Annotated in this window: 12 protein-coding genes, 4 tRNA genes and 1 pseudogene; 11 read left to right on the forward strand and 6 right to left on the reverse strand. The window is 60.7% G+C overall.

The window, feature by feature from the left end; all coding sequences use genetic code 11:
• Nucleotides 1-114: 114 nt before the first annotated feature.
• Entirely contained in the window at nucleotides 115-1,614 is a 1,500-nt protein-coding gene (nhaB, locus tag AC0V2S_RS22340) for a sodium/proton antiporter NhaB (RefSeq protein WP_475511620.1), read from the reverse strand.
• 214 nt (nucleotides 1,615-1,828) lie between these two features.
• Between nhaB and AC0V2S_RS22345 the strand changes: the two genes are divergently transcribed.
• The 3 genes from AC0V2S_RS22345 to nudC are packed head-to-tail and all read left to right on the forward strand — an operon-like array spanning nucleotide 1,829 to nucleotide 5,189.
• Nucleotides 1,829-2,641: a crotonase/enoyl-CoA hydratase family protein gene (locus tag AC0V2S_RS22345; RefSeq protein ID WP_475511621.1), complete on the forward strand. Its 813-nt coding sequence runs from the start codon at nucleotides 1,829-1,831 to the stop codon at nucleotides 2,639-2,641.
• Nucleotides 2,642-2,682: 41 nt separating this feature from the next.
• A complete protein-coding gene (locus AC0V2S_RS22350; RefSeq protein WP_475511622.1) occupies nucleotides 2,683-4,359 on the forward strand; it encodes a FimL-related protein in 1,677 nt (558 codons plus the stop codon).
• Nucleotides 4,359-5,189, forward strand: a complete 831-nt coding sequence (nudC, locus tag AC0V2S_RS22355; RefSeq protein WP_475511623.1) for an NAD(+) diphosphatase — start codon at nucleotides 4,359-4,361, stop codon at nucleotides 5,187-5,189. The genes AC0V2S_RS22350 and nudC overlap by 1 nt, the downstream gene beginning before the upstream one ends.
• Here nudC and AC0V2S_RS22360 read toward each other — a convergent pair.
• On the reverse strand, nucleotides 5,157-5,936 hold the full coding sequence (locus AC0V2S_RS22360; RefSeq protein WP_475511624.1) for a TSUP family transporter: 780 nt from the start codon (nucleotides 5,934-5,936) through the stop codon (nucleotides 5,157-5,159). The genes nudC and AC0V2S_RS22360 overlap by 33 nt on opposite strands.
• Nucleotides 5,937-6,037: 101 nt before the next feature.
• On the opposite strand from AC0V2S_RS22360, the gene AC0V2S_RS22365 reads away from it, so the two are divergent.
• Complete coding sequence (locus tag AC0V2S_RS22365; RefSeq protein ID WP_475511625.1) at nucleotides 6,038-6,688, forward strand: hypothetical protein; 651 nt, start codon at nucleotides 6,038-6,040, stop codon at nucleotides 6,686-6,688.
• 87 nt (nucleotides 6,689-6,775) lie between these two features.
• On the opposite strand, the gene AC0V2S_RS22370 is transcribed toward AC0V2S_RS22365, so the two are convergent.
• The 3 genes from AC0V2S_RS22370 to AC0V2S_RS22380 are packed head-to-tail and all read right to left on the reverse strand — an operon-like array spanning nucleotide 6,776 to nucleotide 10,321.
• Nucleotides 6,776-7,678, reverse strand: a complete 903-nt coding sequence (locus AC0V2S_RS22370) for an EamA family transporter (protein WP_475511626.1) — start codon at nucleotides 7,676-7,678, stop codon at nucleotides 6,776-6,778.
• Between the two features lie 56 nt (nucleotides 7,679-7,734).
• Nucleotides 7,735-9,285: an MDR family MFS transporter gene (locus AC0V2S_RS22375; RefSeq protein WP_475511635.1), complete on the reverse strand. Its 1,551-nt coding sequence runs from the start codon at nucleotides 9,283-9,285 to the stop codon at nucleotides 7,735-7,737.
• Complete coding sequence (locus AC0V2S_RS22380) at nucleotides 9,275-10,321, reverse strand: HlyD family secretion protein (RefSeq protein WP_475511627.1); 1,047 nt, start codon at nucleotides 10,319-10,321, stop codon at nucleotides 9,275-9,277. The genes AC0V2S_RS22375 and AC0V2S_RS22380 overlap by 11 nt, the downstream gene beginning before the upstream one ends.
• A gap of 120 nt (nucleotides 10,322-10,441) precedes the next feature.
• Between AC0V2S_RS22380 and AC0V2S_RS22385 the strand changes: the two genes are divergently transcribed.
• From AC0V2S_RS22385 to AC0V2S_RS22415, 7 genes and pseudogenes are all read left to right on the forward strand, one after another.
• On the forward strand, nucleotides 10,442-11,368 hold the full coding sequence (locus AC0V2S_RS22385; protein WP_475511628.1) for a LysR family transcriptional regulator: 927 nt from the start codon (nucleotides 10,442-10,444) through the stop codon (nucleotides 11,366-11,368).
• Between the two features lie 71 nt (nucleotides 11,369-11,439).
• A complete protein-coding gene (gene gltX, locus AC0V2S_RS22390) occupies nucleotides 11,440-12,972 on the forward strand; it encodes a glutamate--tRNA ligase (RefSeq protein ID WP_475511629.1) in 1,533 nt (510 codons plus the stop codon).
• 93 nt (nucleotides 12,973-13,065) lie between these two features.
• A tRNA-Ala gene (locus AC0V2S_RS22395) sits at nucleotides 13,066-13,141 on the forward strand.
• A 68-nt stretch (nucleotides 13,142-13,209) separates the two neighbouring features.
• A tRNA-Glu gene (locus AC0V2S_RS22400) sits at nucleotides 13,210-13,284 on the forward strand.
• A 51-nt stretch (nucleotides 13,285-13,335) separates the two neighbouring features.
• Nucleotides 13,336-13,411: transfer RNA gene (locus tag AC0V2S_RS22405), tRNA-Ala, on the forward strand.
• A gap of 65 nt (nucleotides 13,412-13,476) precedes the next feature.
• Nucleotides 13,477-13,551: transfer RNA gene (locus tag AC0V2S_RS22410), tRNA-Glu, on the forward strand.
• A gap of 244 nt (nucleotides 13,552-13,795) precedes the next feature.
• Nucleotides 13,796-14,226, forward strand: a pseudogene (locus tag AC0V2S_RS22415) (acyl-CoA thioesterase).
• 8 nt (nucleotides 14,227-14,234) lie between these two features.
• On the opposite strand, the gene AC0V2S_RS22420 reads toward AC0V2S_RS22415, so the two are convergent.
• The gene (locus AC0V2S_RS22420) at nucleotides 14,235-14,465 is read right to left on the reverse strand and encodes a hypothetical protein (RefSeq protein WP_475511630.1); all 231 of its coding nucleotides are present in this window, start codon (nucleotides 14,463-14,465) and stop codon (nucleotides 14,235-14,237) included.
• Between the last annotated feature and the right edge of the window lie 303 nt (nucleotides 14,466-14,768).

The following is a 14,768-nucleotide window of genomic DNA, read 5'->3' on the forward strand; positions in this document are numbered from 1 at the left end:
GTTCACCTTGAGATTCTGGATTCCCGCCTTCGCGGGAATGACGGTGAAAGTTGTAAAAACCTCCGTCGTCCCCGCGTAGGCGGGGACCCAGAATCGTTCAGGAGAACGGCGTTCTCACAACCAATGCGCCACCGCCCACCACCCCAACACACTCATCACGATCGTGTACGGCAACGCCATCCACGCCATGCGCCCGTACGACAACCGCACCAACGGCGCCAACGATGAGGTCAGCAAAAACAGAAACGCCGCCTGGCCATTTGGCGTGGCCACGCTCGGCAAGTTGGTGCCTGTGTTGATCGCCACCGCCAAGGTTTCGAAATGCTCGCGGCTCATATTGCCGGCGGCGAATTCGCGTTTGACCTCGGTGATATAGATGGTGGCCACGAACACGTTATCGCTGATCGCCGACAGCAACCCGTTGGCAATAAAGAGCATGGTCGGCTGCTGGTCGGTCGGCAGGGCCAGCACCGCCTGGATGATCGGGCTAAACAGCTGCTGTTCATGAATCACCGCCACGATGGCAAAAAACACCACCAGCAATGCGGTAAAGGGCAGGGCGTCTTTGAACGCATTGCCGATGCGGTGCTCGTCGGTGATGCCGCTAAAGGCGGTGATCAGCACGATCACCAGAAGGCCGATCAAGCCGACTTCGGCGATATGGAACGCCAGGCAACCGATCAAAATCAGCGCTGCCAGCCCCTGCACAATCAAGCTGGCGGTGTCCGCCACCGTACGGTTTTGCGCCTGGCGCGCGGCATGCTCGGCCAGCACGCTGCGCACCGACACCGGCAGCTCCGTGCCGTAGCCAAACCAACGGAGTTTTTCCAGCAGCACGCAGGTAGCCAAACCGGCGAACAGCACGGGCATCGACACCGGCGCCACATGCTTGAAGAAGGTGACAAAGTCCCAGCCCACTTCATGGCCGATCAGCAGGTTCTGCGGCTCGCCCACCAGCGTGCACACGCCGCCCAGCGCCGTGCCGACGGCGCCGTGCATCAGCAGGCTGCGCAGGAACGAGCGGAATTGGTCGAGCTCCTGGCGTTGCTGGTCGGCGATGTCGTTATCGTCGCTAGCGTCGTCATGGTTGTTCTGGTTGGAGGCGAAGCGATGGAACACCTGATAAAAACCGAGGCAGACGGTAATCACCACGGCAATGACCGTAAGTGCATCGAGAAAGGCGGAAAGAAACGCGGCCAACAGGCAGAAAGTCAGGCCCAGCAGTGCTTTGGACTTCACCCCCAGCAGCAGTTTGGAGAACACCAACAGCAGTAGGTCTTTCATAAAGTAGATGCCGGCCACCATAAACATCAGCAGCAGAATCACCGGAAAGTTATGCGCCAGTTCGTCGTACAAAGCCTGCGGTGTGGCCATATGCAGCTGCAGGGCTTCAAGCACCAACAGGCCGCCGGGCTGCAGCGGGTAGCATTTGAGCGCCATGCCGAGGGTGAAAATGAATTCGGCCACCAGCATCCACCCGGCGACTACCGGGCCCAGGGTCCACAGCGCGAGCGGGTTGAGTACCAGGAACGCAAGAATGCAGAGCTTGTACCAGCGCGGGGAATGCCCCAGAAAGTTTCTGCCAAAAGCATGGGCCAGAGAGGTTGTAGTCACGCGGTAGACCTTATTCGAATGGTTTTAAGGCATCGGCAAGATGCCAGACAGATCAAGCGCTTAAAGGCTTTACTCAAGCAGGGGTGTGAAGACCGGCAGCGTGGTCTGCGTCACACCAGCGGCATCGACTTTTGTTCCGTGCTTGTTATAGTTGGCCGGTTTTATTCATAACAACATTCTATGCACGCGCGTGCAGCAGAAGAGGAAGGCCAAGATGTCCGCCTACAAAGCGTTTCGTGTAGAACTGGCCGACAAGATCGCCCATGTGGTGATTAACCGTCCAGAAAAAATCAACGCCATGAGCGCTGAGTTCTGGACCGAAATCGTGGAAATCTTCAACTGGATCGACACCAACGACGAAGTGCGTGTGGTGGTTATTTCCGGCGCCGGTAAACATTTTTCCTCAGGCATCGACCTGATGATGCTGGCCCAGGTCGGCAACCAGTTGGGCAAAGACCCCGGCCGCAACGCCGACGTGCTGCGCCGCAAAATTCTTGAGTTGCAAGCTTCGTTCAATGCCGTTGACGCCTGCCGCAAACCGGTGCTGGCGGCCATTCAGGGCTATTGCCTGGGCGGCGCCATCGACCTGATCAGCGCGTGCGACATGCGTTATTCCACCCTCGATGCGCAGTTCGCTATCAAGGAAATCGACATGGGCATGGCTGCCGATGTCGGCACCTTGCAGCGCCTGCCTCGCATTATCGGCGACGGCATGATGCGTGAACTGGCGTATACCGGCCGCACCATCGGCGGTGAAGAGGCGCGCAGCATTGGCCTGGTCAACCGTACCTTCGTTGACGAAGCCGCCTTGCTCGACGGCGTGTTCGGCATTGCCCGCGAAATCGCCAGCAAGTCGCCGATCGCCATTCGCGGCACCAAGAAAATGATTGGCTACATGCGCGACCACCGCGTCGACGATGGCCTGGAATATGTGGCCGTGTGGAACGCCAACATGTTGCAGTCGCCTGATTTGCGCATCGCCATGACGGCGCACATGAGCAAGCAAAAGCCGGAATTCGCAGACTGATGCGCGCGTATTTCTCACTGGCGCGGGAGGCGCAGTAGGCCATGGTTTCTGGAGCCACATCCCTTAGCTTGGTGCGCGATGAGCTGTTCGCCACCATGGAAGAGGCGGAACTGAGCCTTGAGCAGTTTATTGCCGAACGCAACAACGGCAGCCTGCTGCAACAAGCGGTGGAGTACTTGCAGCAAATCCGCGGCACGCTCAATCTGATCGAGCTGGCTGGCGCCGAGTTGCTGGCCCAGGAAGTGCTGGAGCAGGCCACCGATATTCCCGAAGGCGCCGGTGAAGAGCGCGATGTACAGCTGTCGGCGTTGAACAACGCCCTGCATGTGCTGCGCCGCTACCTGGAAAACGTCGAGATGCACCGCCAGGAGTTGCCCGAGCTGCTGCTGCCGGCGATCAATGATCTGCGTGCCGCCGGCGGTCAGCCGCCGTTGCCGGAAAGTTTTTTCTTCAGTGCCCGTCTGGACCAGATTCGCCCGGAAACCGCTGCAGCGGTGGACGTTGCCGCGCACGCCGCCGACCTGCGCCGTCTGCGCCAGATGTATCAGATTGGCCTGCTGGGTTTTATCCGCGAAGACGGCCCGCAAGCCGGCCTGAAGCTGATGGGCCGCGCTCTCACCCGGCTCGACAACCTGTTCGCCAGCCAGCCCCGTGGCCGCCTGTGCTGGATCGGTGCTGCGGCGCTGGAAGCCCAGGTCGACGGCCAGCTGCTGCCGCGTAAAGCGCGCAAGCAACTGTTCGCCCGTATCGACCGCGAGCTCAAGCAACTGCTCGGCAACGCCAGCTACGAAGCCCCGCGCAATCTGCTTAAAGAGCTGCTGTACCTGGTGGCCCTGGCCGACAGTCGTGGTCCGTTGGCGACCCAGGTGCGCGAAGTATTCGGCCTGACGGCGCTGCCGTTTACCGATCAATTACTCGAAGAAGAATCGCAACTGCTGGCCGGTCCCGGCCGCTCGGTTATGCGTTCGTTGTCGTCGGCCATCCGCGAGGAACTGGCCAGCGTCAAAGACCTGCTCGACCTGATCGAGCGCGGTACCGTCGACAGCGAGCGCCTGACCACGCTGCACGGTCTGCTCGGCAAGCTGGCAAAAACCCTCGGCATGGTCGGCCTCAGTTCCGCAGGCGCCACCCTCAGTAGCCAGCTGCAAGTGGTGGCCGGTTGGAACGATGCCGAGCCCATCGAGGTGCCGGCGCTGCACAAGATGGCCGACGCCGTGCTGTATGTCGAAAGCATGGTGGCGAGCCTCGAAAGCGGCGAGCGCCGTGATGCCCGGCCGCAGGAAGTGCAGCCAGGCGATGAAGCGACTTCCTTCGCCCAGCACCAGTTGAACGAAGCCCGCATTGTGGTGGTGGACGAGTCGCAGGCGGGCCTGGCCCTGGCCAAGCGCGCCATTACTTCGTACCTGGAATCCAACGGCGACAAGCTGCACCTGGCCAACGTGCCATTTAGCCTGCAAGCGGTGCGTGGTGGTTTGTGGTTCCTCAATCAGGAACGCGCCGCGCTGCTGGTAGGTGCCTGCGCCGATTACATCCAGACGCAAATGTTGGAGGCCGCGCAAATGCCGTCTGAACAAATGCTAGAAACCCTCGCCGATGCACTGACCAGCCTTGAGTACTACCTCGAAGGCGGCGCCGTGCTGCGGCCGGAAACCGTGCCGAGCGTGCTCGACCTGGCCGCCGAAAGCGTGCGCGCCCTGGGACTGCAGGTGGCTGCCTGATGAGTAAGAGTTGGGAGCCGGCAGTACTGGATATCACCCAGGGCGGCGGTTGGGCCCTGGCGCATTTTCGCCAAGGTTTTCTCGCCGACAGCAACGGCGTGTTGTTCCCCCGCGACTGGCTAAAACGCCAGGATCTGCCGGCGTTTGAAGAGCACGGCCTGGGCCATTTCGATGGCGACGCCGTGTACTTGCTCGACTTTGCCCACGCGCCCGAGCTGGAAGGTTGCACGCTGCAGGGTTTGCGGCAGTTCATGATGCAAGCTGATGCCGACACCTTCCGCTTGCTCGGGTTTGCCGCGCAAATTGCCACCTGGGCCGATAACTACCGTTTTTGCGGCAGCTGCGGTACCCGCACCGTGCGCTCGGTTATCGATCGTTCGGCGACCTGCCCGAATTGCCAGGTTGGCCATTACCCACGGCTGTCGCCGAGCATGATCGTGCTGGTAACCCGCGGTGATGAAATTCTGCTGGCGCGCTCGCCGCGTTATATCCCGGGCATGTACAGCACGCTGGCCGGTTTCGTAGAGGCAGGCGAGTCGGTGGAAACCTGCGTGGCGCGCGAGGTGCGCGAAGAAGTGGGCGTGGAGATCAAGAACATCCAATACCTGGGAAGCCAGGGCTGGCCGTTCCCGCACTCGCTCATGCTGGGTTTTCACGCCGAGTACGCCAGCGGCGAGATCGTGATGCAGGAAGAGGAAATCGAAGACGCGCAGTGGTTCAAGCTGGATAACTTGCCGCCGCTACCGTTCCACCGCTCGATTGCCCGCTATCTGATTGATGTGTATCTGGCGCGCCGTTCAGGCCTGCCCGAACCAGTGCTGCCAGGCTAGTCGCACAGTCAGCGCCAACACCACCAGAATGAACACCGGGCGGATAAATTTCGAGCCGCCCGAAATCGCCGTCCGCGCCCCCAGAAATGCCCCGGCCATCAGCGCCACGCCCATGCTCAACCCGAGCACCCAGGCCACTTGCCCACCGATGATAAATACCGCCAGCGCGGTGGCGTTGCTGACGAAATTCATGGTCCGCGCCACGCCGCTGGCGCGCAGCAGATCAAGTGGATACAGCAGCAGCGAGCTGACCGTCCAGAACGCACCAGTGCCCGGCCCGGCAACGCCATCGTAAAACCCCAATGCGAACCCTTGCGGCCATTGCCGGCGGCGCGGAATCGGCGCGTCGCTACTGATGGGGGCGGTTGGCGTGCGGCTGAACAGCAGGTAAACGCCACAGGCGAACACCACCACCGGCAGCATCTGCATCAGCCATTCAGCCGGCAACCAGTGAGCAATCAACGCGCCAATGGCCGAGCCGACGGCGGTGGCGATCAGGGCGTAGCGCCAGGCGCTGGGGTCGAACAGTTTGCGGCGGTAGAAGGTCAGGCTGGCGGTGGCCGAGCCGAACGTCGCGCAGAGTTTGCTGGTGCCCAGCGCCAGATGCGGTGGAATGCCGGCAGTGAGTAGCGCAGGCATGGTGAGCAGACCGCCGCCGCCGGCAATGGCGTCGATAAAGCCGGCGATAAAGGCGACGCCGGCGAGAATGGCGAGGGTGGTCGGATCTACAAGCAGTTCGAAAGGCATAAAAAAGGTCGACTGGTGTCAGATTGCGCCGAATGCCGGCTGGCCGTGGACGGGGCGGCTGCGCATAATGCCGCCTATTTGCCGCAGAAGGAATTGGCTTTATGCAGTATGACGGTCTGGCGTGGGGCATCGCCCTGCTGGCGTTACTGGCCGTATTGGTCGCCGCACGAATTCTGCTCAACCGCAGCTGGTTTCTCGGCTGGCTGCGCGGCACCGTGGGCTTGGCGTTTCTGGCGCTGGCTGCGCTGATCGGCGTGGTGGCGTATGACCTGGTCAGCTACGACGCGTTGCCGCAGGACAAGCCCATCGTCACCCTGAGCTTCCAGGCCGAAGGCCCGCAGCGCTATCGCGTCACCCTGCTGGAAGGCGCTGATGAACGCACCGTCAACCTGGAAGGCGACCTCTGGCAACTGGATGCGCGGATGTTTGAATGGCGCGGGCTGGCGGCGCTGATTGGCTTGCAGCCGGGTTATCGGTTGGAAAAACTCTCCGGGCGTTTCCTGGCCATTGAACAGCAAGAATTGGCGCAAAACGCGACCGCCACGTTGGCCCGTAGCCCCTATGGCATCGACCTGTGGCGCTGGCTGCGGCTGGGGCAGCACGATCTGTTTCTGTTCAAGCCGCAGGCGCTGCGGGTGACGTATTTGCCGATGGCGGATGGGGCGGTTTACGCGGTGAGCCTGTCGCCAACCGGGTTGATGGCCAAGCCATTGAACCAGGCGGCGGATCAGGCATTGAAGGATTGGAAGTAGGGCTTGCACGGCATGGGTTTCGCTGCGCTCTACCCATCCTACGGGCTCTCGTAGGATGGGTAGAGCGCAGCGAAACCCATCAATTTTTCAGCGGCGTCCGAAGATGATCAACATTACCCCGGTCAGCGTCACCAGACACGCCACCAAGGCGGCCATCCCCAAGCTTTCACCCAGCAGCAAATAGCCCAGCAACAGAGCAATCACCGGGTTCACGAAGGCAAAGGTCGACACCAGGCTCGGCCGCACTTCACGCAGCAGCCAGAAGTACGCCGGGTACACGCCCAGGCTCACCGGCAGCACCAAGTAGGCCAACCACCACCAGCCATGCACCGACAGTTGCGACAGGTGCAGGTCATGCCATTCGCCACGCCAGGCGGCAAACAACGCCAGCATCAGCGCGCCAATCAGCATCTGCAGGCTCATGCCCAACCAGGTGGAGCGGAACGACGGCCGACTGCGCAGCAGCCACGCGCCCACGGCCCACATCAAGGTCGCGGCCACTACCAGGCTGCCGGCAAACCACTGTTGAGCTGTGGCGGCGCTACCCAGGCCGTTGCTCATCAGCAGCACGATGCCGATGGAGGCGAGCGTCAAACCGCACAGCACCCACAGTGGCGGCCGGTCTCCCAATATCCATTCCAGCGCCACACTCCAGATCGGCAGCGTGGTGTAGAGCATCGCCAGCAAACCGGTGGGCAGGAATTGGTTGGCGTAGAGCAGGGCGCCTTGGCCGACGGTGATCAGCATCAGCCCGCCGATAAACGCACCGCCCCAGTCGCTGCGCTGAATCCGCGCTTGGCCGCTGACGAATACCCAGATCAACGCCAGGCTGCCGGCCAGGAAAAAGCGCAGCGTCACGATGACGAAGGGCGGCAGTTCCAGCAGGAGAAAGTGGTTGGCCAGGTACGTGGTGCCCCAGCCGATATACACCGCAGCAAAGGACAACAGCAGCACCAGCGAACGGGCGCGAGGGGAGAGCGTAGACGACATGGGAAGCCTGAAAAGCGCACGCCGGCTAGGCGCCGGCGTGTGGTGAATGAATAAGGTTAGTGCGCCGCGCCGCCGGTAGCGCCAGCGGGTAGCGCCTTGGTCAGCAGAATGGCGACCATGCCGATGGCCATGGCCAGACCGACGAAATGGAAGGCGTCATTGTAGGCCATGATCATCGCCTGCTGGTGCGTGATCTCGCTGAGCTTGGCCAGCGCCGCCGTTTCGTTGCCCAGGGTTTGCGTCAGGCTGTTCAGGCGTTCGGCTACTTGCGGGTTGCTCGGCACAATCGATTCGCGCAGGTAGTCGAAGTAGGTCTTGGAACGGGCATCCAGCAGGGTGGCGAGCAGGGCAATGCCGATGGCGCCGCCCAGGTTTCGCAAGATATTGAACAGGCTGGAGGCCGAGCCGGCGTCTTGCACATTGATAAACACGGTGGCGATCAGCGAGATGGTCACCATGATCAACGGCTGGCCAAAGGCGCGCAGCAGCTGGATATGGTTGAACTGCGGGCCGGCGAAATCCAGGTTAAGCGACCCGGACAAAAAGCTGCCCAGGCCAAACAAACCAAAGCCCGCCGCGCACAGCCATTTGGGTGAGACGAACTTCATCAGCTTGGGCACGAAGGGAATCAGAAACAGCTGGGGAACCCCCATCCACATGATCACTTCGCCAATCTGCATCGAGTTGTAGCCCTGAATCTGCGCCAGATACAGCGGCAGCAAATAGATCGAGCCGTATAAGCCCACGCCCATGCCCACGCTGGAAATGCTCGACAGGCCGAAGTTGCGGTTGGCCAGAATGCGCAGGTTGATCAGCGGATTTGGCTTGGAGAGCTGCACGATCACGAAGGTGATCAGGCTGGTAAACGCAATGCTGCCGAGGGTGACGATAAAGGACGACTCGAGCCAGTTTTTGCGGTGACCTTCTTCCAGAAAAACCTGCAGGCAGCCCAGGCCAATACCGAGGGAGAGAATGCCGGAGTAATCGGTGCTTTTCAGCAGCTCCCAGTGCGGCGCCTTTTTCTCCAGGCCGTAAAGCAGGCCGGCAATCATCAGCAGGCCGGGCGGCACGTTGATGTAGAAAATGTATTCCCAGCCCCAGTTTTCCGTCAGCCAACCGCCCAGCGTCGGGCCGATGGAGGGCGCGAAGGTGGCGGAAATGGCGAACAAGGCCATACCAATCGACCGTTTGCTTTCCGGCAGCTTGATCAACACCAAGGTGAAGGCCAGCGGAATCAACGCACCGCCGGTAAACCCCTGCATGGCGCGGAACACGATCATGCTTTCCAGGTTCCAGGCCATGGAGCAAAGCAGGGAAGAGATCAAAAAGCCGATGGACACGTACACCGACAGGCGCCGCGCCGAGAGCAACTGCACCAGCCAGGCGGTGAGCGGGATCATGATGATTTCCGCCACCAGGTAGGAGGTGGAAATCCACGAGCCTTCTTCGAGGGTGGCCGACAGCGCGCCCTGAATATCCTTGAGCGAGGAGTTGGTGATCTGAATATCCAGCACGGCCATAAAGGCGCCGAGCATGGCGCTCAGTACCGCAATCCAATCGCGCCGTGACGGTTCGCCTACTGGGCGAACCAGTTCTTCACCTGCCACTGTCATCAGCCTTGATGGTGACTTTCACGGTAACCGACATGCCCGGGCGAATTTTGCCCTTGAGCGGGTTATCAGCGGCGAAGGTGAGCTTCACCGGGATGCGCTGCACCACCTTGGTGAAGTTGCCGGTGGCGTTATCTGGCGGCAGCAGGCTGAACTGCGCGCCCGAGGCGGCGAACAGGCTCTGCACCGTGCCTTCGATGGATTTGCCTGGGTAAGCGTCGAATTCCAGTTCGGCTTTCTGGCCGGGCTGCATCTCGCCGATCTGGGTTTCCTTGAAGTTGGCCTGTACCCAGATGTCTTCATCGGGGACCAGCGACATCAGGTAGGCGCCGGCCGAAATGTATTGGCCGCTGCGCGCGGCGCGCTGGCCGATCATGCCGCTGATGGGCGCATGGATTTCGGTGCGGCTGAGGTTGAGCTTGGCTTGTTCGAGGTCGGTGCGGGCGTTTTTGATCTGCGCCTGCAGGCGTTTGATATCGGCGTTCAGCGAGTTCACTTGTTGGCGCTGGGCCTGCAGGTCGGCCTGGGCCTTGCTCACTTGCGAGCGAGCGACGCGGTTGTCGGCGGCCAGGGTGGTGACGCGCTCTTCCGATACATAGCCGGGTTTACGCAGGGTTTGTGCGCGGGACAGGTCCATTTGCACGCGGCCCAGGTTGGCTTCGGACGAGCTGACGTCGGCAGCGCTGGCGGCGATCATGCTGTCTTGTTGGGTGAGCTTGCTTTGCGATTGCGCGAGTTCCGCTTCGCGGGTGGCCAGGGTGGCTTCGGCGCGGTCGACAGCGATGCGGAAGTCTTCTGCATCCAGCACCACCAGCAATTCACCTTTTTCCACGTGCTGGTTGTCATGCACCAACACGTTGTCGATGCGCGCGCTCAGTTGGCTGGAAACACGGGTGATTTCGCCTTGAACGTAGGCGTTGTCGGTGGTTTCCACGAAACGGCCGACAAAAAACCACTGCGCAAAGAATGCCCCGGCGACGATGACGACGAGGGCGATAAACACAAAAAGACGGCGTTGTAGTTGGGCAGGCATGCGGGTGCTCGTAGGCAAGTGCTTAAAAGGCAGGCAAAAAGTGTAAGCGAATCTAACAGTGTTCCATGCGGCTATATAGCCGATACAATTCAGAAACTTTGTTGCTTATGGGGAACAATAATGGGGCTGGATGATGCGCTGATCTTCACCCGCGTCGTGGAATGCCACAGTTTTACCCAGGCCGCGCAGGTGTTGGCGATGCAGAAGTCGACGGTTAGCCGGCGCATTGCTTTGCTCGAAGAGCGGCTGGGTGTGCGCTTATTGAACCGCACCACGCGCAAATTGCGCCTTACTGAAGTCGGGCAGGCGTACTACGAGCGCTGCCGGCAAATCATGTTGGATTTTGCTGAAGCCGAGCAGGCAGTCATGCAGCTGCAGCAGGAACCGTCCGGCTTGCTGCGCATTACCGCGCCCATCGAATTTGGCCAATTGTTTCTCGGTCGGGTGCTGGGCGCCTTTATGTTGCAGTACCCGCAGATCACCGCCGAGGTGGAAATCACCTCGCGGCATGTGGACCCGCTGGAGGAGGGCGTCGATATCGCCATTCTGATCGGCCAGCCGCAGGACTCGACGCTCATCGCCCGCAAGCTGTTTTCCAGCGGCCGCCGTCTGTGCGCCAGCCCTGTTTACCTGGCGGCCCACGGCACGCCGAACGTGGTGGGCGATCTGGCCAATCACCGCGCCATTCTGTTGCCGCAAGACTCCATCCGCTATTGGCCGCTTCTGGGGGAAAACATTCCCTGTCAGCGCGTGCTGTCGTGCAACAACCTGACGTTTGCCCGCGAGGCGGCGTTATCCGGCGCTGGCATAGCCGCGCTGCCGTTGATGCTTAGTGAAGATCAGGTGGTACGCGGGCAACTGGTGGAATTGCTGCCCCATGTGCGTCTGCCGATTGGCGAGGTGTATGCCGTGTACCCGTCGCGGCGTTTCCAGGCCATGAAGGTCAAAGCCTTTCTGGACTTCCTGATGCGCAGCTTGCGTCTGGAGGACGGCAGTTTGCTGGAGCCTTCCGTGGTGCGGCTGGTAACATTGCCGCCCACTTTCTGAATTCTCGCCTGCTGGCTCCGGTGCCGGCGGCGAAGTGTCTTATTAATTGATCTGCTGATTCGAGACTGTCCATGACTAAAGTACGCACCCGTATCGCGCCGTCCCCCACTGGTGACCCGCACGTTGGCACCGCTTATATCGCGCTGTTCAACCTGTGCTTTGCCCGTCAGCACGGCGGCGAATTCATCCTGCGTATTGAAGACACCGACCAGTTGCGCTCCACCCGCGAGTCGGAACAGCAGATCTACGACGCTTTGCGCTGGCTGGGTATCGAATGGAGCGAAGGCCCGGACGTCGGCGGCCCGCATGGCCCGTACCGGCAGAGCGAGCGCGGCCCGATCTACCAGAAATACAACGCCGAGCTGGTGGAAAAAGGCCACGCCTTCCACTGCTTCTGCACTGCCGAGCGCCTCGACAAACTGCGCGCCGAGCAAACCGAAAAGAAAGAAACCCCGCGCTACGACGGCCTGTGCATGAACCTGCCGGCAGCCGAAGTGGCCCAGCGCATCGCCGCCGGCGAGCCGCACGTAACCCGCATGAAAATGCCGACCGAGGGCGTGTGCGTGGTGCCGGACATGCTGCGCGGCACCGTCGAAATTCCGTGGGACCGCATGGACATGCAAGTCCTGATGAAAACCGACGGCCTGCCCACCTACTTCCTCGCTAACGTGGTCGACGACCATCTGATGGGCATCACCCACGTGCTGCGCGGCGAAGAGTGGCTGCCGTCGGCGCCCAAGCTGATCAAGCTGTACGAATACTTCGGCTGGGAACAACCGCAGCTGTGCTACATGCCGCTGTTGCGTAACCCGGACAAGAGCAAGCTCTCCAAGCGCAAGAACCCCACCTCGATCACCTTCTATGAGCGCATGGGCTATCTGCCGCAAGCGATGCTCAACTACCTCGGCCGCATGGGTTGGTCGATGCCGGATGAGCGCGAGAAATTCACCCTGGACGAGATGGTCGAGCATTTCGACATTCAGCGTGTGTCGCTGGGCGGGCCGATCTTCGACCTGGAAAAACTCTCGTGGCTTAACGGCCAGTGGATTCGCGAGCTGAGCGTCGAAGACTTCGCCGCGCAGGTGCAGAAGTGGGCGTTGAACCCCGAATACCTGATGCAAATCGCCCCGCACGTGCAGGGGCGGGTGGAAACCCTGAGCCAGGTTGCGCCGCTGGCCAACTTCTTCTTCGCCGGCGCGTTGCCGCTGGATGCTGCGTTGTTCGAGCACAAGAAGCTGTCGCCGGAGCAGGTGCGCCAGGTGATGCAGTTGATTCTGTGGAAGCTCGAAGCGCTGCGTCAGTGGGAAAAAGACAAGATCACCGGCTGCATTCAGGCGGTGGTCGAGCACCTGGAACTCAAACTGCGCGATGCGATGCCGCTGATGTTCGTGGCTATCACTGGCCAGGCGAGTTCCGTGTCGGTGTTGGATGCCATGGAAATTCTCGGGCCGGACCTCACGCGTTTCCGTCTGCGCCAGGCCATCGAACTGCTCGGTGGCGTGTCGAAGAAAGAAACCAAAGAGTGGAAAAGCTGCTGGCGAGCATCGCTTAACCCGCGATTTTCGCGGCGTTGGCGGCTGGCAAAAGCTGGAAGGGCAGGGTAAGTAGTTGTTCTTCCAGCTAAAAAAATAAGTATGTAGGAAAATATTGTTGACAGCCCCAAGGCTCACGCTTAACATGCGCCCCGTCCTCGAGATGGGGCTATAGCTCAGCTGGGAGAGCGCTTGCATGGCATGCAAGAGGTCAACGGTTCGATCCCGTTTAGCTCCACCAATCTCTAAAGCCGAAAGGCTTGCCACAACCGGTTCTCAGAACGGGTTGAGTTGTTAGAAGGGTTTTGCGTCCCTTCGTCTAGTGGCCTAGGACACCGCCCTTTCACGGCGGTAACAGGGGTTCGAGTCCCCTAGGGGACGCCACGATTTAAAATGCAGCACCGCAAGGCGCTGTGAGCCGTGAGGCGATAATCTGGGGGTATAGCTCAGCTGGGAGAGCGCTTGCATGGCATGCAAGAGGTCAACGGTTCGATCCCGTTTATCTCCACCAATTTTGCACTACGCTTTACGAGTGCCACGGGCCAGCTTAATGCTGGCCTTGTTTTTGAAGGTTTTGTCCCTTCGTCTAGTGGCCTAGGACACCGCCCTTTCACGGCGGTAACAGGGGTTCGAGTCCCCTAGGGGACGCCAATTTATCCGCTTTGCGGACTTTTGAAGGGTCATTCCAATGGAATGGCCTTTTGTTTTTCTGGGGTTTGAACCTGTAGGAGTCAGCTTGCTGGCGAACCCTGCAAACAAAAGCTTCGCCACCAAGGTGGCTCCTACGGATGCGCAGCGGCCGACGTAATTGCCAGGCGCCATTCACGATCCTTATCCCGTCGCCCATTTCTCGCCCACGTTGCTAAACTGCCGCCTCGCCGCCATGGAGAGTCGTATGAACTGGGATTTGCGAACGCCATTTGTGATCGACCTGCAGGTCGTTGCCGACGACATCGACGGTCTCGGTCACGCCAACAATGCCGTGTACGTCAGCTGGCTAGAGCGCTGCGCCTGGCGGCATTCTCAGAGTCTGGGGCTGGATCTCACTGAATACCGCCGTCTGGACCGGGCCATGGCCGTCGTGCGCCATGAGGTGGATTACCTGGCGAGTGCTTATGAGGGGATGAATTGCAGGTGGCGACCTGGATCATCGAGTCCGACCAGAACTGCGCATGAGCCGCCATTTCCAGCTCACCCGGCCGGCCGACGGCGTCACGTTGTTGCGCGCCAAAACCACCTCGTGTGCATCGAACTCAGCACCGGCAAGCCCAAGCCATGCCGCCGGAATTTCTCGAAGGCTACGGCCCTGCAGTGATCAACCGCTAAGCCGTTGCTTACGGCGCCTGCGTATCGGCCGGGGAAAGAAACGCCCCGGTGTCGTCCACCACAATGCGGAACTCGCGGGTTTCCCCAGCGGTAAACACCGCCGATTGCGCATTGGCCGGCATATCACTTACGCAATACCCCGACCCGCCGCGCGACACGCTGATCGACACTTCCCCGCCGGCACATCCCCGCAATGGATTGCTTGGGCGCCAACTGCGCCACCAACTGGTTCTGCACATACAAGTCCACCGCGCAGGCATTCGCGCCATGTTGTCGCGGCTGACTACCAGCCGCGCCATGGCTTCGCTATCGGGCGCGGCGGTAAGCGTACGTCCGGGGCGGCACCAGGGATTCGGCGCTGGCAGGGCCCAGATAAAACAGGCCGGTCAGTGCCAGCAAAGGGAGGAGGGCGCGCATAGAAGTGTCCTTTCATCGGGTTCTATGGGTTGTGACCGCACCTCGCGCGCCGTAATTCAGATTGAATCGTCGCCTTGCCTGGCGCCGGTCCTTACACTAGGCGCCTTTTTCGCCTGCTCTAAAGA

It is taken from the genome of Pseudomonas sp. CC11G (genome assembly GCF_056174845.1).

Bases quoted from the DNA above. Each gene is read 5' to 3' on its own strand.
- AC0V2S_RS22350 (WP_475511622.1), top strand. From the start codon at position 2,683: ATGGTTTCTGGAGCCACATCCCTTAGCTTGGTGCGCGATGAGCTGTTC.
- AC0V2S_RS22360 (WP_475511624.1), bottom strand. From the start codon at position 5,936: ATGCCTTTCGAACTGCTTGTAGATCCGACCACCCTCGCCATTCTCGCC.
- AC0V2S_RS22370 (WP_475511626.1), bottom strand. From the start codon at position 7,678: ATGTCGTCTACGCTCTCCCCTCGCGCCCGTTCGCTGGTGCTGCTGTTG.
- nudC (WP_475511623.1), top strand. From the start codon at position 4,359: ATGAGTAAGAGTTGGGAGCCGGCAGTACTGGATATCACCCAGGGCGGC.
- AC0V2S_RS22380 (WP_475511627.1), bottom strand. From the start codon at position 10,321: ATGCCTGCCCAACTACAACGCCGTCTTTTTGTGTTTATCGCCCTCGTC.
- gltX (WP_475511629.1), top strand. From the start codon at position 11,440: ATGACTAAAGTACGCACCCGTATCGCGCCGTCCCCCACTGGTGACCCG.
- AC0V2S_RS22345 (WP_475511621.1), top strand. From the start codon at position 1,829: ATGTCCGCCTACAAAGCGTTTCGTGTAGAACTGGCCGACAAGATCGCC.
- AC0V2S_RS22420 (WP_475511630.1), bottom strand. From the start codon at position 14,465: ATGTGCAGAACCAGTTGGTGGCGCAGTTGGCGCCCAAGCAATCCATTG.
- AC0V2S_RS22365 (WP_475511625.1), top strand. From the start codon at position 6,038: ATGCAGTATGACGGTCTGGCGTGGGGCATCGCCCTGCTGGCGTTACTG.
- AC0V2S_RS22385 (WP_475511628.1), top strand. From the start codon at position 10,442: ATGGGGCTGGATGATGCGCTGATCTTCACCCGCGTCGTGGAATGCCAC.